Below are 23,602 nucleotides of genomic sequence, written 5' to 3' on the forward strand. Positions count from 1 at the left end.
CACGAGCACTTCAAAAGTGCCGGACTCACAATATACCATGTATGTTTATTTTAAGTCAACAGGTAATTTTGGAGTGTTTCGTTTCGTTTTGTGCCGCCCTTTTTGAAAGGCGGAATACCAATATAGCATGATCTGTTTGCTTTATCAAATGAAATAATTGGAAATAAGATTTGAGTCCTCATCTTCTATCTCTTTCCTTACGCTTCAATACCTTTAAATCAGATTAAACTGCCCGCTATCTCAACAATTTACGTTCATTCAAAGCTACTCTTCTACATCTTTTGTCGAGTTTTCCATGCGATCTCTTGAATCTCTCCACCGGTTGTACCTAATTCTCCTCCTGTAACTGCCTTCGCAAACAAGCTGCCCCCCTTTTGGAGTGGATTTTAAAACTTTATATACATTCATACATATATACATAATGATGTATATTCAGTCCATGAACACGACACCGATGCAAGTCACATTACTCACGATCGCCGAGCCGAACCGTTTTAACATTATCGAACTGTTAAAACAGGGGCCGCACTCTGTCAGTGAAATCGTTCAAGTCCTCAACATCGGCCAACCTCAGGTATCTCGCCATCTGCGCATTTTGAGCGAGGCTGGGCTGGTACGCTCCCGCACCAAGGCGCAGCAGCGAATATATAGCCTCGAAGCCAAACCCTTTCAGGAACTCGACGAATGGTTCGATTCGTTCAGCATTCTTTGGGAAGAACGGCTCGACAATTTCGAGGACTATATGCTCGACTACAAACGAAAGGAGAAGCCATGACAGGTAAGCAGCTTGCCGCTCATTTTACCGTCTACAACTACGATCGTCGCGGGCGCGGACATAGCTCTGATACCGCCCCATATGCCGTCGAACGCGAAGTGGAGGATATCGAGTCATTGATCCATGAAGCGGCGGAAGCGCCTATTTGTTCGGCAGTTCATCCGGCGCCGTGCTGGCCCTTGAAGCAGCTAGCCAATTAGGCTCTCAAGTTCAAGAACTCTTTCTGCATGAACCACCGTTCATCATTAATGACAGCCGATCGCTGGAAAGTGAACGCCCCAACATTCATCATGACAGGGGAAAACAGCGGGCCGTTTTTCGATGACGCAGCCAAAGCGCTCGCCGAACTGTTGCCTCTGGCTAAACATCAAACGCTAGCCGGGCAAGATCATTCCGCAGTTGTGATGGCTCCAGATGTTTTGGCAAAAGCAATCGTAAATAGATGTGAATGAACACCATAGACCGTTTGCTCGGAACATGCAGTAAAAGCCCCTTTTTCGTCAGGGGGCTTTTTGCAGCTTCAGGGGGATTTGTTCTTGATGCTCTCCCCGATCATCTGTCCATTTTATATCCATCTTCAACTCAGAGAAGTAGTATTCCAGCTGTTCTTTCGGCGTATCTTTTGCAGGAAAATCAGTCGAGAGAAGGTTCGGGTACTCCTTAAAAAGCAGAAACGGTTGCTTATCATTGAGCTTTTTTAAATAATCGTGGTCGAAATTGCCGCTCGGATTACCGTTAACTAGATGAGCTTCGAAATGCAGCTTCGTGACGTCATTCTCCATTTTCTTCGTCAAGTAAAATGGATAAACAACATGTGTGTGTTCACTCTCAGTCGGCCTGATTTCCATGACCACGCTCCATTTGTCGCTCTCCCCCGTAAATGTATGAACCCAGTCGTCATTCGCAGAGCAACCGCCAACGCTAATGAGTAGCATCGCAAATAGAATCAAGACAATCTGTCTCATCCTACTCCCCCTCTGATCGATAGGTCTTCGATCTACAGTCCCTCATCACTCTTGCTCATCCGCCCAATCCAAAAATCCGGACAACAGGCTCTCTTCTTCCGCTTCATTCCCGCGTAGCTTTGCTTCTAACCGATCCATCCGCTTGTAATACGCCTCTGCGTCGGCCTTGGACCTGTTTCGCAACAGACTCCCGCGCTTTTTCCACTGCTCATACGCTTGCTTCGTATAATACAAAGCCTTCTCCCAATCCTTCAGCTGGTGCTCGTACAGCTTGGCAGCCTCAATATACACCTCTTCCGGGACATATCCGGTGGACTGGATGCACGACTCCCAAACGGTTAGGGCTTGCTGCCAATCCTTTTGCCTTTTGTACAGATGACCGATGGCGAGCTTGGCCCGGTTACTCCACGCATGCTCACTGTCTGCGACGAGACGATAGCCTGCCATAGCGGCTTCCTGATCTCCAAGCGCGTCGTACCATCTGGCAATTTCGTAGCTTTCCTCGATAGATACCGTTGCACTCCCTTGCCCTACCAATAGCCGCGTCATGTGAATGTACATCGTGATCAGAGACAGGACGTCCGTCTCGTTATGCCGCAGTACGCCTTCGATGACATCAGGGTCCTGAGCATGCAAAAAGTCGAAATACCGCACCGGTGCCAAATAGCCGGGCAAATCATCCTCGCGAAAAACATCCAGCTTTTCCTGCTCAATGATACCCAATCGGCACGATTCTAGCTCCGCCTTCCACAGTCTCCTCGCTCCGTGCAAAAGGTCAAAATGACCAAAGGTAGGCAAAGCAGGCACTTGATCGCGCACCAGTGTATGCCGTGTCCGAACTTGCGGCCAGTCAAAGGACTTTCCGTTAAAGGTCACCAGATGTGAGGACTTCTGTGCTTGCTCCAAAAACGACTGGTACAAGGTCACCTCTGCATGCGGGCCCGGGAGAAAATGCTGACGCACCACGACGTGCTCCCCCTCGAAACGACTGTACCCCAAAAGAAAAATCGCATTGCCTGCCCCGCCTGACAGCCCTGTCGTCTCCGTATCGAAGAACAGCAAGTCTTCTGGCCTCCTGCCCGCAGCGGATAGCGGATGCTCTCGACCAGCCGCTTCCCACATACGGATCGCCTCACGCAGCTCGGAAAAGGCGTAAGCGCCATGCTGCTGATCAATCGGATAGCGAACCTCTCGAATCATGACGTAATCATCATCCCAGATGTAGGGCGATGCCTGCATTTCCTTCCACTTGTCAGCAAAAGGTATCTGTAGCTCGGCGCTGCTATCCGTTGGTACAGCCGCCCTCGGCTCTTCCCCCGGCTCTTTCTGGCGAATGGCCGTTTCCGATTCGACTGCTGGCGCTACCGATTTGTCCGTTTCCAGCGAGAGATGTCCCTTCATCCGTTGCAGCTTGGATTTAAGAGACATAAGTGTTTCCCCCTTGCGCGATACGCAGCAAGGTCATGGCTAGCCCCTTGCTGCCGTCATCTGTCGCTCCCACACAAGACGGACAGCCTGACTCACACGGGCAAGAGACAATCATCCGCTCTGCCTGGGTCAAAATCGTCTCCATTTCCTTATATACTTGCTCACTCAAGCCGATGCCTCCCGGATAACGGTCATACAGAAAAATCGTCGGCTCCTGCGAATGAACGGCCTTACGTTGCGGTATCACGTGCAGGTCCATCGGGTCGCACATGACAAACAGCGGGGCTACGTGCTGCAACACATGCGCCAAACCAACCAATCCGCGTTCCACATCCTCTGTCCCAATCTCGCCGAGTAGCGCTTCGGAAAAACCGATCCACGCCGCATTTGTATGCAGTTCCTCTTCTGGTAAATGAATCGGTCCCGAACCGATATTTTCATGCGTTTCGAACTTGATTTTCTTAAAGATCGTCGCCATCGCATTCACAGCTACTTCGCCATAAGCCAACGTGCTCTGCGCATGACGACGGGACTGATCCTGCTCCAATACCTTCAGCGAGACGGCCAAGTTTGCATCTGTGTAATAATCGACCTGCACTTCCCGGACATACGCCTTCTTTTCCTCATAGTCCAGCTTTTCCACCTGGAATTGCGTCCCTTGATGCAGGTAGATAGCCTCGTCATGCAAGAGCGTCATGGAGCTGAAACGGTCCATTTCCCCGATGACACGCTCATTTCCCCGTTCACTGATGTCGATGATCACGACATTTTCCTGCGAGGCTGACCGCAGACTGATGTTGTGGGCCGGGAATGAATCGTTCATCCAGAACCACTTGCCCCGCGAGTAATGAAGCACCTGCTCCTCGGTCAAGAACTCCAGAATTTCCACGATTTCCGCGCGACCGAATGTATCACCCTCACGAAACGGCAGCTCGTATGCCGCACATTTGAGATGATCCACCAAAATGATCAGGTTATCGGGATTGATCCGCGCTGTCTCAGGACTGCGGTCGAAAAAGTACTCTGGATTGGCGATCACATACTGATCCAATGGCGTGGAGCTACCGACCATCACGACGACGGATTCCCCCTGCCGTCTTCCTGCCCGTCCTGCTTGCTGCCATGTGCTTGCGACCGAGCCCGGATAGCCAGTAATGACACACGCCTGAAGCTGCCCGATATCTACCCCAAGCTCCAGCGCATTGGTGCTGACTACGCCCATAATGTCACCATTGCGCAAGCCGCGTTCGATCTCTCTGCGCTGGCTCGGCAAATAGCCGCCACGATACCCTTGGATCGTTTTTGGCCCTAGCTTGCGACGAATCAGCTCCTGCAAATACGTCAGCAAAATCTCTACACGTACACGGCTTCTCGCAAACAAAATCGTCTGTATGCCATTGATCAAAAATTGCTCGGTAATGTCTCGCGCCTCCAATGTGGCACTGCGTCTAATATTGAGCTGCTTATTGACCACAGGTGGATTGTAGAAAAGGAAATGCTTGATGCCAGACGGAGCACCATTGTTGTTGACCAGCACTACCTCTTCTTCTGTCAGTGCTTCTGCCAATTGCTTCGGGTTGGCGATGGTAGCCGACGTACAAATAAATTGCGGGTGACTCCCATAAAAGGCACAAATGCGCTTCAACCGCCGAATGACATTGGCGACATGGCTGCCAAAAACGCCGCGATATGTATGCAGCTCGTCAATCACGATGTATTTGAGATGCTCGAAAAAGGACACCCACTTGGTGTGATGGGGCAAAATAGCGGAATGCAGCATGTCTGGGTTGGTGATAACGATATTTCCTGCCTTCCGTACCATCTGCCGGATATTTGCAGGTGTATCACCATCATATGTTTCGGATTTGATCGAAAGGCCCATTTCCGTAATCAGTTCGTGCAACTCCGACTTTTGATCCTGCGCCAAAGCCTTGGTTGGGAACAAGTAAAGAGCCCGAGCCTGTGTGTCTTCCGATAACGTCTGGAGGATCGGCAAATGATAGCACATGCTTTTGCCAGAAGCCGTGGGCGTAACCGCGACGATGTGTTTACCTTCGCGCACATGGCGAAAAGACGTTTCTTGATGCGTATATAAGGAGGGAATGCCTCTATTCGTCAGGGCATCTCGAATTCGTCCGTCCAGTTCATCTGGAAATGGAACAGACTTTGCTTCCCGAGCAGGAATGACCCTCCAATGCGCAATGTTATCGCGAAATCGTTCCTCTGTTTTTATGTGATCCAATATGGCTGCGATATCTTTTTTCACATTCATTTTCGTCACCTTCTTGCTTCCATTTTACGAATGGACGTTCGGCATGTAAACATGGAATAAAGATCCACTTTGAACAGATACTACTATCAACTCAAGTATGTAGAGGTATGTGCATGAAACAAGGTTCTTTGACTTTTTTTCAAGTTGTCTGTATGTTGATGCTCACCATTGGCCTAATGAACCATGTGATTGTCATCCCCATTTTATTAGATGCCGCAAAACGGGATTCATGGATATCGGTTATTTTGGCAGGTGTCATCTTTCTTGTGTGGACCTGCCTTCTGTATTCGGCAATTGCCAAAACTCGTCAGCAGCATCTTTTTCTTTTGCTGAAAAAAGCATACCATCCTGTTGTTTCCTATATATTGGCAGGCATTGCATGTGTCTATTTATTCATGATGTGTGCAATTACGATGAGAGATACCGTTACCTGGATACACGTCGCTTTTTCCCCCAAGATGCCCACTTTTTTCATTGCCCTTTTGCTAGCTGGCATTTGCTTGTGCAATGCATACTTGGGCATACGCTCTATCGCAAACACAGCGGTCCTTTTCCTGCCGCTTGTCATCTTTCTCGGTTTCTTCGTCATGTCTTCCAACTACGCGCATAAAAGCTATATGTTGTTGAAACCATTCCTGGAGTTCGGGATGCTTCCTGTGTGGAAAGGCATGGTCTTTGTCGGAGCTGGTTATATTGAACTGATCATCCTTCTGTTTATGCAACAGCATATTCGCTCCAAGTATTCGCTGCTGCCCCTCTTGATTCTTGCCATCGTGTTAATAGGACTGACCTTTGGACCTGTTACGGGGGCAATTGCCGAATTCGGCACTGGGGAGTCGGAGAAGCTGAGATATCCTGCTTACGAAGAATGGCGCTTGGTTAATATTGGCCGCTACATTGAGCATATGGATTTCTTAAGTATTTACCAGTGGTTTTCAGGTGCTTTTATTCGCATGTCTTTGACGATCTTTCTCATCCTAGATATCTTTCGAATGGAAAATAAAGCGAAAAAACTGGTTGTCCTCGTCCTGCTTTATTCCCTATTGATTGCCATTGCCGTTCTACCCTTCAGCGATAACGCGTTTCTGGACATGCTAACCGTCTATATCGTTCCAATTATGTTTTATACGATGTTGTTCTACTCGTTCATTATCATCGTGCTCGTACATTGGTCCAGCCGAAGGAGGGGTATGATCTATGAGGAGAGTCCGAGGGAATGATGTCTTCGTCCCTAACGAACATCCACCGTCCATCCCAAACGATCAGCCTTTAACCGAACAATATTTTCGGCAATTGTTTGCCTCTTGTGCAGATGTCATCATAGATTCGGTTCGTTTCCCCTCCACAGAAGATCAGCAGAATTCGTCTGACGTTACCATCATTTATTCGGAGGGTCTATGCGATATCAAACAGATCAACCAATATGTGATTCCGAAGCTATCCCACATGTATCAAACGACTTCCCCGCTGAGTGCTTCAGGCCTTGAGCAATACAGTGAGTTATTTTTGAAAGCGATTCTCGACGATCGCAATCCGGACCTCCTTGTCAAAAAAGTATTCGGAGGGGAACTCCTCCTCTTCTTTCCTTCGTTTAACAAGCTCTATTGGATGGAGCTCTCCAACCCGCCGCAGCGCACTCCGGAAGAACCAACTACAGAGGTCTCTGTGAAAGGACCGCGAGATGGCTTTACCGAAGAGCCGCACATCAGTATCGGCTTGATCCGGAAAAGATTAAAAACCAATAGGTTAGCGGTAGAAGAGTACAGACTAGGTGAAGAGACACAAACAAGAGTCAATTTGCTGTTCCTCAAAAATAAGATAAACCCGGAAACATTGAATGAAATCAGAACCAAGCTTGAACAACTGCAAGTAACAGCGATTATCAGCAATACGCAGCTCGAAGATATGCTAACAGGCGCCCGCATACCGTTGTTTCCTCTGTTTGAGTATACAGGCAGGCCTGATTTTGCAGTTAACGCGCTGTTGCATGGGAAGTTTCTTATTTTTGTGGAAGGCTCCCCGATCGCCACGATCGCTCCTGTGACCTTGACTTTTTTATTTAATACACCGGAAGATATCTACTCCTATTTTTGGTATAGCGCTTTTACCCGTTTAATGAGATTGTTCGGATTCCTAGTGGCCTTGTTTCTTCCTGGCTTCTGGATTGCCTTGATTACTTATCATCAGGATCAGCTTCCTTACACACTGGTGGCAACGCTTGTCCTATCCAGACAGGGCGTCCCCATTCCTGTCCCGTTGGAAGCAATCGTCATGCTGCTGTTGTTTGAATTATTTCGTGAAGCCGGTATACGTCTTCCCATGGCTTTTGGTCAAACTTTATCCGTGGTTGGCGGTCTGATCATTGGTCAAGCCGCCATCAGTGCAGGGTTAACAGCTCCCGGGATTCTCGTAATTGTAGCGATGTCCGTTCTCTCCACCTTTTCGCTGGTCAATCAAGACCTCGTCGGTACGGTTAGCTTGCTCAGACTCATCATCTTGGTCATTTCTGGTATGGCCGGGCTGTTTGGCTTTTTCATCTCAGTTGGGATGATCGTGCTGTACCTAACCAATCTGCGATCATTTGGGGTTTATTATTTGGAGCCGCTCTCTCCCCCTATTTTTCAGGATTTGTGGAAAGTAATCTTTCGGATCCCATGGGGAAAATGGTACAAGGTCCCTCACATGCTACAGAAAAACAGATCAAGCGAGGAGAATCAACAATAGCAATGCAAAAACTTCGCTGCTTTTTCACGACGATTTTGATCTGTGCCATGTTAAGCGGTTGTTGGGGTGCCAGGGAAATTGAGCATTTGATTTACGTCAATTCTATTGGAGTTGACTATGTGAAGGGGAAATTTGTGTTTTATACGCAAATCATTAGCTTCGGTAATATTGCCAAGCAAGAAGCAGGTGGACAACGCCTGCCTCAATCCATTTCCATCGGTAAGGGAGAAGGGAAAACGCTGGATGAAGCGATATTCAATCTGTACCCGACCTCACAACAGCGACTTTCCTGGAGCCACATCAAAGCTATTGTCTTTTCCGAAGCTGCCCTGAAGCAGGATGTCGTCAATCAATTATTGGATGTCGTCGACCGTTACTACGAATTCCGCTATACAATCTGGACATTTGCTACAAAAGAACCCATCGAAGATATTTTTAACGCCAAGCCTATTTTGAATATCTCTGTCCTGTATTCCCAATTGAACGACCCGGAGGATGTATACAGACAAAGCTCGGTCGTTGCTCCTATGTATCTATACAAGTTTATCTGGAAGTGGAAAGAAAGTGGGCAGACCATGCAGTTGCCCGAAATAGGGATCAACAAAGTTCAGTGGACCGAAGATAAAAAAAAGCACCCCAAACTGATCATGAGTGGCGTCTGCTTTTTGCATAACAAGAAATTGAAACAATGCATGCCACGTGCTGACATCATGGGTCTACGCTGGTTGGATAAAGATACGAAACGACCAGGGATTACGGTATATCATGATGGCCACCCCATCGCAACGCTTGTCATGGAAAAGATCAAACCGTCCATCACCCCCAAAGTGGAAAATGACAAAGTAACGTTTCAGCTCAAGGTGAAAACGAAGGCAAACATGCCCCAATTGGTAAAAGCCATTCCTGAAAAGAAACTACGCGAATATGCGGAGAAGAGCATTTCTGAGGAGATCATGCACACGTACCTTTTGGGACAAAAATCACAAATCGATGTTCTTCAATTGTCAGATGCTTTATATCGAGAGAATCCCAAGGCATGGCACAAGCTTACGAAAAATGGGGAGCTGCCTCTTCGCCCCGATACGATTTCCCGTCTGGACGTAGAGCTGGAGCTATTCGGAGGAAACCTCTCGAAGATACGGGAGCATTAAAACGAACCGGGACCAGTCTCTGATGACTGATCCCGGCTTTTTTTGTTTAGGAAAGTTGATTCAAATGATTGTACGGTGTTTCATTGCGCTGGATTCGATCTATGTTTTCCACAAAAAATTGGTACCTTTTCTCGTGAAACTTGGTTCCGTCAGGCATGCCTGCTGTATGTGGGGTCAACACGACATTTTTCAAAGCACGCAGCTCACTGTCCACGCTGAGAGGCTCCCGTGTGAACACATCGAGGCACGCTCCGCCAATCACATTGTTTTTCAATGCTTCGATCAAGTCCTCTTCACAAATGATCGGCCCTCTCGCTGTATTGACGAGCAGTGCATCACTTTTCATTTTGGCTAAAAACTGCTTGTCCACTAAATGTCTCGTGGATTCATTCAGAAAAATGTTCAGGGTGATGACGTCAGATTGGGCAATCAACGTGTCCAGATCAACCATTTCGGCATCATCGCTCTGCCTGTTCGGGTTGTTGTCGTACGCCAGCACCTTCATTCGGAAGGCTTTTGCCAGCTCCGCTACACGAGAGCCGATGGCACCAAAGCCGATGGTTCCGATGATTTTTCCTGCGAGCTCGCCACCGACGTAGACGAGCTTGGTCTCATCCTCCCGATTTTTCATCGCTTGATCGAGATAAGAGATGTTTTTGTAATACCCAAGAATGAGCGCCATAATATGCTCGGCTACTGCGTTTGCATTCACGCCAGCCGCGTTGCTCACCCAAATGTTTTTCTTCGTGCACGCCTCAATATCCACGTTGTCAAAGCCCGCACCCGTCTGGACAAACTTCAAGTTGTGCGCTTTGTTCAGCAACTCTTCATTTACTTGGATATGCTCGGGAATCAACACATTTGCTTCTCTGATAAATAACTCGATCTGCTCAGGCTCCACAATTTGGATGCGCCAATCCTGCGGAAACGCTTGTGTCACACGTTGCTTGGAATAGTCGGTAAAGTATCCCGTAATCAATACATTCACTTCTGCCACAGCCCCAGTCTTTTCGTTTATGCATTGGCCCATGCTTCGTAAAAAGCACGTTTTACATTGGCGATTACCAGCATAGGCGATTCATCCTCAAAGCGCCCCACCTCAAAGGTCATGACTGGCTTCCTAGTTGGTTTTGGGCTCTTGAAAAAATCAATGTCATATAGCGTCGTGATGAAAGCCGTCAGCTCATTCACACCAACCTCTGAATCCTTGACGTGAAACGGGAGGTGCTTATCCCCGAAATAGCTGGCTTGCCTGTTTTTCAAGTAACAGTTTCCGAGATGAATGTGCGTTAAATAATCTTTAGCCAACCACAAGGATTTGTGCGAGTCCTCGCCCATAATCGGCAAATGGCTTTGATCCAGCAAGAGACCAAAATTGTCGTACTCACTGCGGATCACGTTTGCTACATGCACCGCCTCATGAGTAGGTCCGAGTAAATAGTTGCGATCGACATATCGATCCCCGATCTCCAAAGAAATGCACAGCTCGTACGTATCGGCTTTTTCTTTTGCGTACTTGCACAGCTCCATCGCCGAAGCAATAAACGCCTGGATGTTTTTCGACTTGTTTTCCTCGCCTTGAAATTTACCCGTTACGATATGCATGATTTTTGCGTTCATTTCATAGCAGTGATCGATCAGCATCTTGTCTGATTGAATAGACTTGTTGCGAACGACCGGGTCCAAGGAGCTGAGATCAATCTGCAATTCTCTGGCTGCATCTCCACCATTGAAAATAACCTCGACTCCGCTGTACGTCATATACTTTGCCGCTTGTTCCCTCGTCTCTTTGTCCGCGATATAGGACACTTCTACCGCTGTAAAGAATGGATCTTCCAGGATCGTAAGAAGACTCGGAAGCATCTGTTCAGGCCTGCTTTGTGAAAAAGGAAACAGCTTCGGCAAAACGATTCCGATACTCGCCATCTTCTCCACAGGGTAGATCATACGATTTTACCGGACAAAATCAGCTCTGGCAGTTCTTTTACCGTGTCGAGCACATGTGTATGATAGTACTTGCCCCATACCTCGATGGGGGTCGAGCCTTGCATCACGCCGATGACCGCTTTGCAACCTGCGTTGTAGCCTTCAAGCATATCCGCTGGCGTATCGCCGAGCTTGATGACTTGTCTGACGTTTTGTACGTTCAAATATTCCATGGCTTTGAAAATCATGAACGGAGCTGGGCGTCCCTTGCCTTCTGGTACCATATCCAGGTCTACTGCATAATCGATCAAGCCGTCCTTCACCCAACCGAGCGACTCCATAATGACGCTGTTGATGTCTTTATGGAAGCCTGTCCCAGTCGCTACTTTAATGCCATTTGCTTGGCACCACTTCAGCGTTTCGGTTGCACCTTCGATTTCGCGGCAATTTTCCTGATAAAACGCAATCATGTATTCGGTATAGCGTTCGTACAGTTTGACAGCGTCCTCGAACGACGAATTGTCGATATCGATTTCAAAGTTTTTGAAGTCGATCCTATTTCCTTTTGTTCTCGCAATCAAATACTGATAGAGATGAATCTTGTTCGTTCCCATATGCGTGCTGATTTCATCGGGTGTCACGTTTAATCCGTATTCCACAGCCGCTTTATGCAGACAATCTCTCACGGCGTTATCATCCTCTACCAACGTTCCTGCCAGATCAAATACAGCCAATGCGATGTCGTTTTTCATTTTTCCATCTCTCCTGTTCGCTATGTTTTATTGATTCAATGCCTTGTCGAGTTCTTTCTGTGCTTTTTCTTTCGCTACTTTGAGCGCTTCTGCGGCAGGAACGTTTTCGATCAGCACTTTGTCCTTCGCCAACTCAATTTCCGCATAAATTTTGCCGCCTGTCGGGTCTACAAAAGGAGCTATTCCATTCGTTTTCGCCTGTTCCAAAGGTACCGAGAAGTACGGATTTTCTTTCAATTTATTCTGGTAAATCTCTGTATTCACGGCGCTGTCGCGAATAGGAATATAGCCTGTGTTTACGGCCCAGTACGCTGTTTTTTCTGCTTCCGAGAAGTACTTCACGAATTCCCACGCGCCCTCTTGCTGTTCTTTTGAGGATGCTTTGAACAGGTTGAACATGACGGAAATGGCGACTGGTCTAGGTGGTTGTCCATGGAAGCCTTTTTGCATGCCAGTTGCTACCTTGGTGAAATCCAGATCGCCCCCGTCACCGGAAGAGCCTGTGTAGCCTGCGGATTTTCCGTTCATCACGTTGTCGATGGTTTTGTACCACCATTCCCAGCCATTGCCGCCATAGACGGTATCCATGATTTTGTCCTCATGAATGTATTTGCGAATGCTGTCCCACGCATACACCCATTCTTCCGAGTCGATCGTGACAGTCTTGCCGTCTTCGCTCACGATATCGCCGCCAGCTGAACGAGCGTAGTCGATCATATGCTCCGTGTACCACATGATGGACCAGCCGTTAATTCCCTCTTTTTCTTTGATGAGCTTGGCTGCGTCCGCCAATTGCTCGAAGCTCGTGAGCGCATTGTAGTCAATCTTGTATTTGTCAAAAATATCTTTGCGGTAGTACATCATTTGCGTACTGACATAAGCAGGAACACCCAGCATCGCATCGTTGTACTTCCCTTGTTCTAGCAGCAGAACATCGTCCTTTTTATACTCCGGCTGATTGATCCTTTCATCTAATGGCAGCAATGCATCGCTTTTCGCCAGCTTCATAAATTCCGGATACGCATTGATCGCCAAGGCTGGGGGCTTGCCTGCTGCCAGCGAGGCCTGGAGTGCCTGCAACGTCTCGCTGTAGTCACCTTGGACAATCGGAACGACCTCGTATTTTTCATTGCTGCTGTTAAAGTCCTGCACGATTTTTTGCATCGTCTCCCCGAGCTTGCCGCCGAGACCGTAGTAGAACTCCAGCTTGATTTTCTCGTTAGGGCCAGCCGCTGCATTTGCGTTGCTGTCAGACGCGGCATTGTTCGAACAACCGACGGCTCCGGTAAAAATAAGCGCAGAACTCAGGATGGAAAGAATGACGCTCTTGGTGTTTCGCTTCTGATTTTTCACAATGACTCCTCCCAATAAATAGCGGTTTTGGTCTATTTGTTGACATACAGATTAGCCATGGAATGAATGATTCTTTTGCTTGCGATTGCGAGCATGATCAGCATAGGTGCTAGTGAAATCGCACACGCTGCCATCGCCAGTGGGAAGTCCATCCCGTAGCCCGCCTGACTCATGAACAGCCTCCGCAATCCAATCGTGACAAACATGTTTTCCTCCGACTTGATCAAGAGCGAGGGCCACATATAGTTGTTGTAGCTGTAAATAAATGTGATCAACACAAGCGAAGCAATCGCATTTTTGCAATACGGGATATACACCGTGAAAATGAGTCGTAGATGCCCCGCCCCATCCAGCTTGGCTGCATGCACCACATCCTTTGGCACCTGGGCGAACGATTGCCTCAGAAAAAAAATAGCGAAGATACTAATGAGCTCGCTGAGAACATAACCAATGTGCGTATCCAGCAAATTCGCTTTGGACAGCAAAATAAAGGATGGAATGTACGTTACCGCAGATGGAAGCATGTACGTTGCTAAAATAAGCACGAAGCAGTAACGAACCCATCTTTTCTGCGCCGTCGCGAAAACATAAGCCGCAAAAATCGCGGTGAAAATTTGAAAAACGATGATGATCAGGCTGACAGAAATGCTGTTCCACAAATAAAGCAGCATCTTCGTTTCCGTGAATACACGGATGTAATTCTCAAAATGAAAGGTGGAAGGCAGCAGGCTCCCGCTGTACACCTCGCTTTTAGGCTTGATCGAAATCAAGAACATCCAGAGAAACGGAAACACCATCAGTACGCTTAACAAAATTAACATTGCATAATTTATGCCTGTTTTTAATTTTGCCAAGGACACAGCTCCCACCTCATTTGGTAAACAGTAGTTTGGACAAGAAGAAATTCAATGCGCTAATCAAGAGACACATGACCAAGAAAATCAACGCCAACGCTGAAGCTGGTCCGGTTTCAAAAAATTCAAAAGCGAGTACGTAGAAGTAGTACAAGATGGTCGAAGTCGCTCCTGAAGGTCCACCCTGCGTCAAAATATAAATCTGATCATAGGCTTTGAGAGAATTCAGCGTAAAAAAGACGAACAGAAAAACAAGAATTGGTGAGATCGCAGGCAAGGTGATTCTGAATAATTTTCGTAATCCTCTCCCTCCATCCAAATCATTCGCTTTCTCTACTTCCGGGTCCAATTTCGCGAGAGCAGAGGAAAGTAGCAAGATCCCCAGCCCCATGTACTGCCAGATGGTGACGATAATGACGACAATCATCGCTGTCGTTTGTCCACCCAGCCACTTTACTGGCTCCATACCGAAACCTTTCAGGACATAATTGACAATCCCCGAATCGGTATCGAATATGCTGACCCATACCATGGACACGACCACAGTCGGCGTGATCCACGATGAAAAGGCACTCGCCACAAAGAAATGGCGAAGCTTCTGTATTTTGTTTAACCGGATTGCCACGAACAGCCCGAAAAGAATCGGCGGAACGACTGTAAAAAAGGTAAACACCAAGGTATTCAGCAGCACCTTCCCGAAGAAAGCATCGCTCATCAAGTTTTGGTAGTTTTCCAGCCCTACGTAGTTGTAGTCAGGTGAAATATAATTCCAGTCGGTAAAACTGATTTGGAACGTTTTGATCATGGGGTAGATCCAAAAAATAACTAACGGAATCAGTGTCGGCAAAAGTAACCCAAGCGACCATGCGTTATCCTTGATCGTTTTGCTGATTGGTCTGCCCATTTACTCGTACTCCTTGAAGATGTCTTTGATCGTTTGCCCGTCACATGGATGAGCAATTCGGAACAACTGCGCCAGTGTGGGTGCAATGTTTTCGATGTTTGTTTCTTCAATTACTTTGCTTTTCGTAAACGCATCCCCTAAGCACAAGAGAAAACCATTCATTTCATCGACATTGGCGGGATGATACCCGTGCAGGCTTTTCATCTCCTTGTATTTCGGTTGTTCTGGAAACGCGATATCTTCGCCGCATACCGTATGCTTCAAATCGAGGATGCCGAATGGACTGCATGTTGAGGGAGTGTCCCCTGTCAGCTCATAAAAGCGATGCACTTCTGGCATCTGTTCAAAAAACGCCATGATTTCTTTGTTTTGCTGATAATCTAACGAGCTATAAAACAACAACGCCCCGCTGCCGTCCCCGACGAATTTGATTTGTTTGTTTCGAAAATGCTGCTTCCACTGGCTTTTGGCCAAAATCTCATTCGGGTAAAAAAACGAGTGAATATCACTTTGACCATGATCCGAGAAAATGATCAGGTTGAATGGTTTTTGTGTCTTTTTCAACGTTTGCTCGATTTGATCGAGATACGTAAGCAGCTCCTTAAGACACCGCATTGCCTCAGGCGAGTCTTTCCCATATTGGTGCGACAGCGCATCATAACCGACAAACCTTGCCGCGATAAAATCATAGGTTTCCGTTTTGATCGCCCGCATCGTTTCACGCAGTGCGACATGATCGATTTCCTCTACGGAAACCTTTGACTTCAGCTTTTTTTTGCTGCCCGATTCCGTAATCAAATGGTGAATATACGGATTTCCGGACGTCATGGGCCAATGAATGCAGCAGCTCGTCCCTGCCTGTCTCGCCAACGAATGAAAAATCGTCTGCTTATGAAGTGCTTCATTGCAAAGAATCTCGTGGTCGCCATACAACGCCACTCTTTCCATCGTTTCCGGGCGAGCTACGATATTATCAAAGACACCATGCTTACCCGGGTGGCTCCCAGTCATCGCTGCCGCATGCGCGGTAAATGTGACCGAAGGAAAGGTCGTGATCAGTTTTTGGCAGAAGGAGTAACCATTTTCTATCCACTGCTGCGCGTAAGGTTCAAAGCTTTGATAGCTGATGCCGTCTAACGAGATGAGTACATTCATCGGCGGCACCTCAGATTCTTTTGCGTACGCTTGTCAAATACATGGACATGGTCAGCACTAATCCCTACGTTCACCTTTTGCCCTTTTGCATACGTCTGGGTAAAGCTTTTTTTCACGATGAAATTGCTCCCTTTATACGTCAGATGGACCAACACATCCGTTCCGATAATTTCCGTGAGCAGTACCTCCATGGCGAGTGCATCGTCACTGTTTTCGGTGAGAAAGCAATGCTCTGGTCTGACTCCCGCGACAATCTCAGGAGCTTCTTCCATCACGTTGAGCGGAAGATTGGTTTCCAGCAGCACCCCGTCTACCTCCACATAGACCCGGCCATCTCGCTGAATCAAACTCGCTTCCATATAATTGATGGGGGGTGAGCTGATGAAATTGGCAACGAACATATCCACTGGGCAATCGATGATTTCCATCGGCGTTCCGATTTGTCGGAACTTGCCTTCCGCCATAATCGCGATTCGATCCCCTAAGGTAACCGCCTCCACCTGATCATGTGTCACGTAAATGAACGTCGAATCCAAGCGCTCATGTAGTTTTTTGATCTCCATTCTCATTTCATTTCGCAGCTTGGCATCCAGATTGGACAACGGCTCGTCCATCAAAAAGACTTTTGGTTCCTTCACGATGGCCCGCCCGATGGCGACCCTCTGTTTTTGCCCACCAGACAATTGGCTGGGGAACCGTTTTAACAAATGATCAATTTGCAAAATATCCGCTGCTTCCTTGATGCGCTTCTCTCGCTCTGCTTTTTTGATCTTTTTTATTTTCAGTCCGTATGCCATGTTTTCGTATACGGTCATATGAGGATAAAGGGCATAGTTTTGAAACACCATCGCAACTCCCCGATCCTTTGGCTCCACTTCATTGACACAAACATCGCCAATGTACACATCGCCTTGGGTGATCTCTTCAATCCCGGCAATCATTCTGAGTAGCGTAGATTTTCCACATCCGGACGGTCCCAATAACACCAGGAACTCTTTGTCTTTGATTTCCAGACTGATATCGTCCAGGGTGTTTTTATCGTTGGTATATTGCTTGGACAATGACTTCAGCATAATACTCGACATATTGAAAACCCCTTCATCATTCAATCTTTATTGGACAATTGTTATTTTTTTCATATTCACACCAACAATCAAATTTTTGTTCAAGAATATTTGTACATTCATCGTAATCCAGCATTGTTAACTGCGTATCAAAGCCCATTGTGTTCTTTGTAAACCAACGCACATGACGAAAAAAAGCAATCAGATCAACCTTTCCTTGATCCGATTGCTTTTCTTTATGAGCGTATTTGTATGTGTTTCTTATCTTGTTTGAAGAATGGACCATCTTTTTCGTAAAAGAAGTGTAAAAGTCAGTTAATGAAACAAGGATGCAAGATGATGCTCTAGCACTTTCGTAATCCATTCCCCATTGACACGCTGCGGTTCAAGATAGGCATGCAGCGCCAGACCATCGATGACGGCATAGAGCTTTTCTGCTTCCATCTCTTTGTCCAGCTCTTTGCGTAATAGATTTAGTTGATCAGCAGAGTCCAACAGCTTGCGGACGGCGGCATAGATCCCGTCGTGCTGTGCATCAAAGCCTTCTTTCTTGTGTCGGAAGTACACGGTAAAAGCAAACCACACTTCCATTTCGACCATCTTTTCTTGATTCGTAGGGAGTAGCTCCAGAAAGATTTTGGTGATTCTCTCTTTTGGCGCCCATTTTTCATTGGCGGAGATTTCAGCAATTCGAGCTGTCGCCCTTTCTTTTACGAGCTGCATGGCATACATCAACAGTTCATCTTGTGTTGCAAAGTAATGTCGCAGAGCACCTAATGAAAGTCCTGCTTCTTTTGCTATGCCCCTTACCGTCGCTCCCTCCATTCCTTGCTCAACAATGACACGCCACGTTGCTTCTGCTATTTGTTCTCTTCTTTTCTCATGATCGATGATTTTTGGCATAGTTGTATTTTAACAAGATTTGCAAGGGACAAGCAACTTTGATAATACAATTGTATTATTTTAAGTTTGATGATAAACTTCATTTTATTAGCACAGTTGTATTATAAAAATTTCCGAAAAGGGGACCTATTCTAGTGAATTTTGTTGCATGGATGATTGTCGCATGCGAAATCGCATTTTGGGTGGTCATTGTACTTGGCCTTTTCACAAGGTACGTGCTCAAACAAAAAAAGGCCGGGCTCTTTCTTCTCGCCCTGACGCCTGTTGTTGATGTAGTTTTGCTCGTCGTTACGAGCGTGGATTTGTATCGTGGGGCTACCGCTACGATTCCTCATGCGCTGGCTGCCGTTTATATCGGGGTATCGCTTGCGTTTGGAAAAAGCATGATTCAATGGGCGGATGAAAAATTTCAGCAGTACGTCACCAAGCAAGGTACGGCGAAGCCCAAGTTATACGGCATGGAGTATGCCAAGCATTACGCCAACAGCTGGTTTAGACATCTCTTCTCCTATGTAATTGGGGCGGCTCTCTTAGCGGGAACCATCTACTTTATCGATGATGCGGAACGAACTGCTTCTTTATGGCATATTCTCCGGCTATGGACCGTTGTTCTGGGGATTGATCTGTTGATTACAGCCAGCTATTTTCTGTTTCCAAAAAAAGACAAGCGAGATACTGCTTCTAAAAATGATTGGTGAGAGGCTAGCTTTCGTCTTCGCTGTCATCCTCACCAAATGCGAGTTCAATACAAATAAATTGAATAACCAGCTGGCATATCTGATCATGTTCATCCAACCCAAAATAGACAGGATAGGCTCCGTCTCCAAATCCAGTCTGAATCATCGGAACGGATAAATCGGTACCTGGTATCGTCCAGTTTATATAATCTCCAGCGCTTCTTTGGTATTTTGGATGGTCTTTGTAACTTTGTGCAAAAACACCAGCGAAATAATCGTCATAAATATTGCCGTCTGGATTGTCTTTTTTCCATCGATCATAAAATTCTAGATAAGCATCTCTTGTTTTGACATCTACCACAGTAGCAAGGCCTGCGTCCACATTAAACCCAAAATATTCGCCTTCTGCTAGATTTTCGAAATCCTCGTCTCCAATGAGGGCTTCCGTAAATTTTTGGGGAGTTTTATCTGTGAACTCCACCTTAGCAGCTGCATATCTGTAGTGGTCTTCTTCAACGGTTACCACACAAACAGTTAATGGAAAGGTTCCTGTAGGGACTTTTCGAAAATACGGAACACTATTTCTCTCCAGATACACAAGCGGATCACGAACGATGATGTCTCCAGTGGGAATCGTGATTTCCCCCAAAGAAAGCAAGTTAATTGGTTTCCCACTGATCTCCGTTGATGTGAAATAGGTGTGTAAATCAACTTGGGGCTCTAACATCTGTTTTTTATGTTCATATTTTGCTAGCCATTGATCGTTTGGAATCTTTTTCATCTTTATACACATCCTAAAATTGTCAAGTTGTCAATCACTCCTAAAATTATACAAAATCACCCATAGAAAAGGTAGAACGGCTTCGTTGTTTGCATAACGGGCAATCCGATGCATAGGCATGGTTAGTGGATGAAGTACGACAAAACCTATGCCTGTCCAAGGATGAAGGAGGTTGCCCGAATGAATCCGCCAGCCAAGGGGGATCAAATTCCCCAGCCGATGAGAAGTAACGGGACTGGATGGGTCGATCTCGGTCCACGGAATGTCATGCGTGATCGGCAAAATCCGAATATGCTAGTTCCTCCCGTCACAGATGCGGGCTTGCTGCCCAATCTGAAATTTTCCTTCTCAGATGCCTCGATGACATTAAATCATGGCGGCTGGTCCCGTGAAGTCACCATACGCGAGTTGCCAATCGCCACTACACTTGCGGGTGTAAACATGAGCCTGACGCCAGGCGGTGTGCGCGAGCTGCACTGGCATCAGCAGGCGGAGTGGGCCTACATGCTGCTCGGCCGTGCACGAATTACATCTGTTGACCAACGTGGACGGAATTTTATCGCAGATATCGGCAAAGGCGATCTCTGGTATTTCCCTCCCGGCATCCCCCACTCGATTCAGGGGCTTGAGGAAGGCTGCGAGTTTTTGCTCGTTTTCGACGATGGGCATTTTTCCGATCTGAATACGCTATCGATCTCCGATTGGTTTGCGCATACGCCAACCGATGTGCTATCCGCAAATTTCGGTGTACCAGAATCAGCCTTTGCCGACATTCCTGACAAGCAAGTGTACATTTATCAGAGCGAGGTTCCGGGTTCCATCGAAGCAGATCAAGTGGAATCTCCATACGGAACCGTCCCCCTCCCTTTTTCCCACCGTTTACTCGCCCAACGCCCCCTCATTACACCTGGTGGTAGTGTGCGCATCGTCGATTCCCGCAACTTCCCAATCTCCAAGACAATCGCGGCAGCACTCGTAGAGGTACGTCCCGGGGCCATGAGAGAGTTGCATTGGCATCCCAATAACGACGAGTGGCAATATTACATTTCAGGCCAAGCGCGGATGACGGTTTTTATCGGAAACGGAAACGCTCGAACGTTTGACTACCAAGCAGGTGATGTCGGTTACGTTCCTTTTGCGACTGGGCATTATATCCAAAATACCGGGACGGAAACAGTGTGGTTTTTGGAAATGTTCAAGAGCGACCGCTTTGTCGATGTGTCGCTGAATCAATGGATGGCGCTCACCCCACATGAACTCGTCGCTTCCAACTTGTGTGTAGGTCCTGAACTATTAGATGCTTTGCGCAAGGATAAATGGCCCGTTGTCAAATATCCTGGATATGGCTATGTTCCGTGAATACGAGAAAAGACCAGCCCGAATGGACTGGTCTTCTTTTTACTTCTCTTTTTTGGGAGTCTTGTAGCTCTTCGGTTGCTTCAGACCACGCTGCTCCATGACCTCACGCAGACGGTCCGGGTAATCTGTAATGATCCCGTCTACGCCATCGTTGATCAGCTTGTTCATCGTAGGTGCGTCATTGACCGTCCACGGAATCACCTTCATCCCGACCTTGTGCGCGTCCTCTACCATTTTCTTCGTGACATAGGGCACATAATTCTCGTCGGTGACTTTGCCGTTCTGTGGAGAGCCATGCACAGGGGAGATCGCGTCTGCACCGAACGAGTGGGCCGCCGCCACGAGGTCTCCTCCAAAGTCGTCAATGTCGATTCCGCCCAGCCACGGTGAAGCTCCTGGTTGACCTGGTTGCAGGAATTGCGCACCGTTCGTCAGTGCCACAATCGGCAAGCGCGGCTCAACCTCTTTCATGCGCATGAGCGCCCCCCAGTCAAAGCTTTGGATCGATACCCGATCAAGCATCCCGGCATCCCGGACTTCGCGAGCAACGATCTGTACGAAATCTTCACGCGGAGCGGTTTGTTCTGGCGCTCCCGCCTCTACCTTTGTCTCGATATTCATCCACACATGATTGGCCTTGTAGTCTTTAACGAGGTCAAATACATCGCTCAACAGCGGCATCTCGGCACCTGGGCTTGGGCGTTGCCCTGGGTATTGCGGCAATGTCTGTGTGCCACAGTCCAGCGTGCGTATTTGGTCGAGGGTCAGGTCCTTTATGTATTTGCCAACGTACGGATACTCAGGATCGCCAGCGAAAAGTGGGCCTGTATCCCGGCACTTGGCACCCGAAATCTTGCGGTCATGCGTAATCACTGCCTGCTTGTCCTCCGTGATTTGCACGTCGAGCTCGAGCGTGGTCACTCCTAATTCAAGGGCGTGGGAGAACGACGCCAACGTGGACTCTACCGTGAGTCCGAGTCCTCCGCGATGAGCTTGAAGATCGAACTCTTTGGGAGAAGTTTTTGACCAGTGCGGATTTCCGGCGGCAGAGGCGACTGGTGCTACACACATCATAAGGGCGGCAGTTGCTACCATCACTTTTTTCTTCATCATTTGCTTCACTCCTTACAGTATGTACTACCGTTCCCACTATAAATGAATGATGTAAATTTCCGTTTCTATCTCTATTAAGTAATCATGAAAGATTTATTTACGCGAACCCGAATAATGGAACAGCGGCGAACTAAGACCTGAACATAAAGTCTTAGACTCGCCGCTGTTTCATTTAATTATTGTACCCCATTTACCTCATCATCCATGAATGGATACTTGACTGGAAGCCGCATTGGCATCCTTCAGGTTGCGGTTTTTAACTCTTAGCGATAAGACGAAACAGATAAGCAAAACCATACATGCTAGCGCATACGGATAGTTGATATCCACATCGAATAAAAATCCAGCTACGATAGGACCTGCAATATTGCCAAGACTGGTAAAGGCCGAGTTAAGACCAGCAACATAGCCTTGTTGATCCTTTGCAAGCATCGACATTTGGGTACTGATGGCCGGTCGCAAAATATCGATTGCCAGAAATACGATAAAGGTAACGGCAAAAATCATCCAAAATCCGTGAACAAAAAGCGTCAGAACAATAAACAGACCAGCAAAGAGCAGACAGACTGAAATGACCCTTTTCTCGCCAAAGCGATTCATGATCCAGCTAAAAGCAGTAAGCTGGACCACTGCACCTGCGATTGACCCGAATGTAATGATAAAGGCGATATCTTTCGGCTCAAATCCAAACTTGTGGTCGACAAACAAGGAAAAGACCGTTTCAAAATTAGCCAGTCCGAAAGACATGACAAACACAATGATCAAACTGAAAAAATAAGGCTCTCGATAGGAGTACATTAACTGGGAAAGAAGACTGCTTCGTTGTTTTTCACTAGAATGAGAGTCAGATAATGAATCTTCCGTGGGTTTCGACTCCTTGAGGATTAACAACGTGATACATGCAGCAATCAGTCCCGCAATTCCTGCGGTATAAAAAGGTGCACGAATACCAAATTCAGCAATGTATCCTCCAATGCCTGGACCGATAATAAAACCAGTCGTAATGGCTGCCGTAATATACCCCATCCCGGCCGCTCGTTCTTCATTCGTTGTAATATCTGCTGAGTAAGCCATTACGGCCGGCATAATCAGAGCGGCACTGATGCCGCCTAACAACCTAGAAACAAACAGCAGGACTGGAGAATTCGCTATTCCGAACAGCCCTTCTGAGATAGCAAATACGACCAGGCCGATTACAATGATCTTTTTTCTTCCGAATGAATCGGCCCATCGCCCGGCAATTGGGGAAAAAAGTAGCTGCGTCAGCGAAAAAGCTGCCACTAACAAGCCGATAGTTCCCCCGGTAATTCCCAAACTCTCCATGTACTTTGGCATAATCGGTATAACAAGCCCGATCCCCGTAAAGACAAGGAAAATATTGAACATCAGAATCAGGAGGGCTCCCTGATTTTTTAATAATAAAGCCATTTACTATTCCTCCAATCC

Annotated in this window: 23 protein-coding genes; 8 read left to right on the forward strand and 15 right to left on the reverse strand. The window is 47.2% G+C overall.

From position 1 onward, the window contains the following. The first annotated feature begins 439 nt into the window (after nucleotides 1-439). From HP398_RS23565 to HP398_RS31015, 3 genes are read left to right on the forward strand one after another with little or no spacing between them, the layout of a single operon-like run. The gene (locus HP398_RS23565; protein ID WP_173623800.1) at nucleotides 440-775 is read left to right on the forward strand and encodes an ArsR/SmtB family transcription factor; all 336 of its coding nucleotides are present in this window, start codon (nucleotides 440-442) and stop codon (nucleotides 773-775) included. Further along, entirely contained in the window at nucleotides 772-975 is a 204-nt protein-coding gene (locus HP398_RS31010; RefSeq protein WP_026043343.1) for an alpha/beta fold hydrolase, read from the forward strand. Before HP398_RS23565 ends, HP398_RS31010 begins: the two co-directional genes overlap by 4 nt. A 27-nt stretch (nucleotides 976-1,002) precedes the next feature. Next, a complete protein-coding gene (locus HP398_RS31015; protein WP_254476333.1) occupies nucleotides 1,003-1,227 on the forward strand; it encodes an alpha/beta fold hydrolase in 225 nt (74 codons plus the stop codon). 48 nt (nucleotides 1,228-1,275) lie between these two features. Here HP398_RS31015 and HP398_RS23575 read toward each other — a convergent pair whose 3' ends face one another. From HP398_RS23575 to HP398_RS23585, 3 genes are read right to left on the reverse strand one after another with little or no spacing between them, the layout of a single operon-like run. Further along, a complete protein-coding gene (locus tag HP398_RS23575) occupies nucleotides 1,276-1,740 on the reverse strand; it encodes a hypothetical protein (RefSeq protein ID WP_173623801.1) in 465 nt (154 codons plus the stop codon). A 45-nt stretch (nucleotides 1,741-1,785) separates the two neighbouring features. Then, entirely contained in the window at nucleotides 1,786-3,168 is a 1,383-nt protein-coding gene (locus HP398_RS23580; protein WP_173623802.1) for a ribonuclease H-like domain-containing protein, read from the reverse strand. Further along, the gene (locus tag HP398_RS23585; protein WP_173623925.1) at nucleotides 3,158-5,440 is read right to left on the reverse strand and encodes a DEAD/DEAH box helicase; all 2,283 of its coding nucleotides are present in this window, start codon (nucleotides 5,438-5,440) and stop codon (nucleotides 3,158-3,160) included. The genes HP398_RS23580 and HP398_RS23585 overlap by 11 nt, the downstream gene beginning before the upstream one ends. Before the next feature lie 113 nt (nucleotides 5,441-5,553). Here HP398_RS23585 and HP398_RS23590 point away from each other — a divergent pair, with 113 nt between their 5' ends. From HP398_RS23590 to HP398_RS23600, 3 genes are read left to right on the forward strand one after another with little or no spacing between them, the layout of a single operon-like run. Beyond that, nucleotides 5,554-6,660, forward strand: a complete 1,107-nt coding sequence (locus HP398_RS23590; RefSeq protein WP_017251846.1) for an endospore germination permease — start codon at nucleotides 5,554-5,556, stop codon at nucleotides 6,658-6,660. After that, a complete protein-coding gene (locus tag HP398_RS23595) occupies nucleotides 6,638-8,164 on the forward strand; it encodes a spore germination protein (RefSeq protein WP_017251847.1) in 1,527 nt (508 codons plus the stop codon). Before HP398_RS23590 ends, HP398_RS23595 begins: the two co-directional genes overlap by 23 nt. 2 nt (nucleotides 8,165-8,166) lie before the next feature. After that, nucleotides 8,167-9,315 (forward strand): Ger(x)C family spore germination protein, encoded by a 1,149-nt coding sequence (locus HP398_RS23600; RefSeq protein WP_173623803.1) that lies wholly within the window; start codon nucleotides 8,167-8,169, stop codon nucleotides 9,313-9,315. A 46-nt stretch (nucleotides 9,316-9,361) separates the two neighbouring features. On the opposite strand, the gene HP398_RS23605 is transcribed toward HP398_RS23600, so the two are convergent. The 9 genes from HP398_RS23605 to HP398_RS23645 form a co-directional block, all read right to left on the reverse strand. Continuing rightward, nucleotides 9,362-10,312: an NAD(P)-dependent oxidoreductase gene (locus HP398_RS23605; RefSeq protein ID WP_371736781.1), complete on the reverse strand. Its 951-nt coding sequence runs from the start codon at nucleotides 10,310-10,312 to the stop codon at nucleotides 9,362-9,364. Nucleotides 10,313-10,329: 17 nt separating this feature from the next. After that, nucleotides 10,330-11,262, reverse strand: a complete 933-nt coding sequence (locus HP398_RS23610) for a sugar phosphate isomerase/epimerase family protein (RefSeq protein ID WP_173623805.1) — start codon at nucleotides 11,260-11,262, stop codon at nucleotides 10,330-10,332. Beyond that, nucleotides 11,259-11,993, reverse strand: coding sequence for an HAD hydrolase-like protein (locus HP398_RS23615; RefSeq protein WP_017251851.1), 735 nt, complete (start codon nucleotides 11,991-11,993; stop codon nucleotides 11,259-11,261). Before HP398_RS23615 ends, HP398_RS23610 begins: the two co-directional genes overlap by 4 nt. Before the next feature lie 27 nt (nucleotides 11,994-12,020). Next, complete coding sequence (locus tag HP398_RS23620; RefSeq protein ID WP_173623806.1) at nucleotides 12,021-13,346, reverse strand: ABC transporter substrate-binding protein; 1,326 nt, start codon at nucleotides 13,344-13,346, stop codon at nucleotides 12,021-12,023. 32 nt (nucleotides 13,347-13,378) lie between these two features. After that, nucleotides 13,379-14,206, reverse strand: a complete 828-nt coding sequence (locus tag HP398_RS23625; RefSeq protein WP_173623807.1) for a carbohydrate ABC transporter permease — start codon at nucleotides 14,204-14,206, stop codon at nucleotides 13,379-13,381. 10 nt (nucleotides 14,207-14,216) lie between these two features. After that, a complete protein-coding gene (locus HP398_RS23630; protein WP_173623808.1) occupies nucleotides 14,217-15,104 on the reverse strand; it encodes a carbohydrate ABC transporter permease in 888 nt (295 codons plus the stop codon). Further along, nucleotides 15,105-16,259 carry an alkaline phosphatase family protein gene (locus HP398_RS23635; RefSeq protein ID WP_173623809.1) on the reverse strand — a complete coding sequence of 385 codons (1,155 nt, stop codon included), beginning with the start codon at nucleotides 16,257-16,259 and terminating at the stop codon, nucleotides 15,105-15,107. Further along, entirely contained in the window at nucleotides 16,256-17,344 is a 1,089-nt protein-coding gene (locus HP398_RS23640; RefSeq protein ID WP_173623810.1) for an ABC transporter ATP-binding protein, read from the reverse strand. Before HP398_RS23640 ends, HP398_RS23635 begins: the two co-directional genes overlap by 4 nt. Nucleotides 17,345-17,638: 294 nt before the next feature. Then, a complete protein-coding gene (locus HP398_RS23645; protein ID WP_017251857.1) occupies nucleotides 17,639-18,226 on the reverse strand; it encodes a TetR/AcrR family transcriptional regulator in 588 nt (195 codons plus the stop codon). Between the two features lie 134 nt (nucleotides 18,227-18,360). On the opposite strand from HP398_RS23645, the gene HP398_RS23650 reads away from it, so the two are divergent. Then, nucleotides 18,361-18,924, forward strand: coding sequence for a YEATS domain-containing protein (locus tag HP398_RS23650; protein ID WP_017251858.1), 564 nt, complete (start codon nucleotides 18,361-18,363; stop codon nucleotides 18,922-18,924). A 4-nt stretch (nucleotides 18,925-18,928) separates the two neighbouring features. On the opposite strand, the gene HP398_RS23655 is transcribed toward HP398_RS23650, so the two are convergent. Then, nucleotides 18,929-19,684, reverse strand: a complete 756-nt coding sequence (locus HP398_RS23655) for a DUF4241 domain-containing protein (RefSeq protein WP_173623811.1) — start codon at nucleotides 19,682-19,684, stop codon at nucleotides 18,929-18,931. A gap of 180 nt (nucleotides 19,685-19,864) precedes the next feature. On the opposite strand from HP398_RS23655, the gene HP398_RS23660 reads away from it, so the two are divergent. After that, nucleotides 19,865-21,043 carry an oxalate decarboxylase family bicupin gene (locus HP398_RS23660; RefSeq protein ID WP_173623812.1) on the forward strand — a complete coding sequence of 393 codons (1,179 nt, stop codon included), beginning with the start codon at nucleotides 19,865-19,867 and terminating at the stop codon, nucleotides 21,041-21,043. Between the two features lie 39 nt (nucleotides 21,044-21,082). Here HP398_RS23660 and HP398_RS23665 read toward each other — a convergent pair whose 3' ends face one another. Then, nucleotides 21,083-22,156, reverse strand: coding sequence for a glycerophosphodiester phosphodiesterase (locus HP398_RS23665; RefSeq protein ID WP_017251861.1), 1,074 nt, complete (start codon nucleotides 22,154-22,156; stop codon nucleotides 21,083-21,085). A gap of 198 nt (nucleotides 22,157-22,354) precedes the next feature. Then, the gene (locus tag HP398_RS23670; RefSeq protein ID WP_017251862.1) at nucleotides 22,355-23,584 is read right to left on the reverse strand and encodes an MFS transporter; all 1,230 of its coding nucleotides are present in this window, start codon (nucleotides 23,582-23,584) and stop codon (nucleotides 22,355-22,357) included. Nucleotides 23,585-23,602: the final 18 nt, after the last annotated feature.

It is taken from the genome of Brevibacillus sp. HB1.4B, from assembly GCF_013284285.1.
GTDB classification, from domain to species: domain Bacteria; phylum Bacillota; class Bacilli; order Brevibacillales; family Brevibacillaceae; genus Brevibacillus; species Brevibacillus porteri.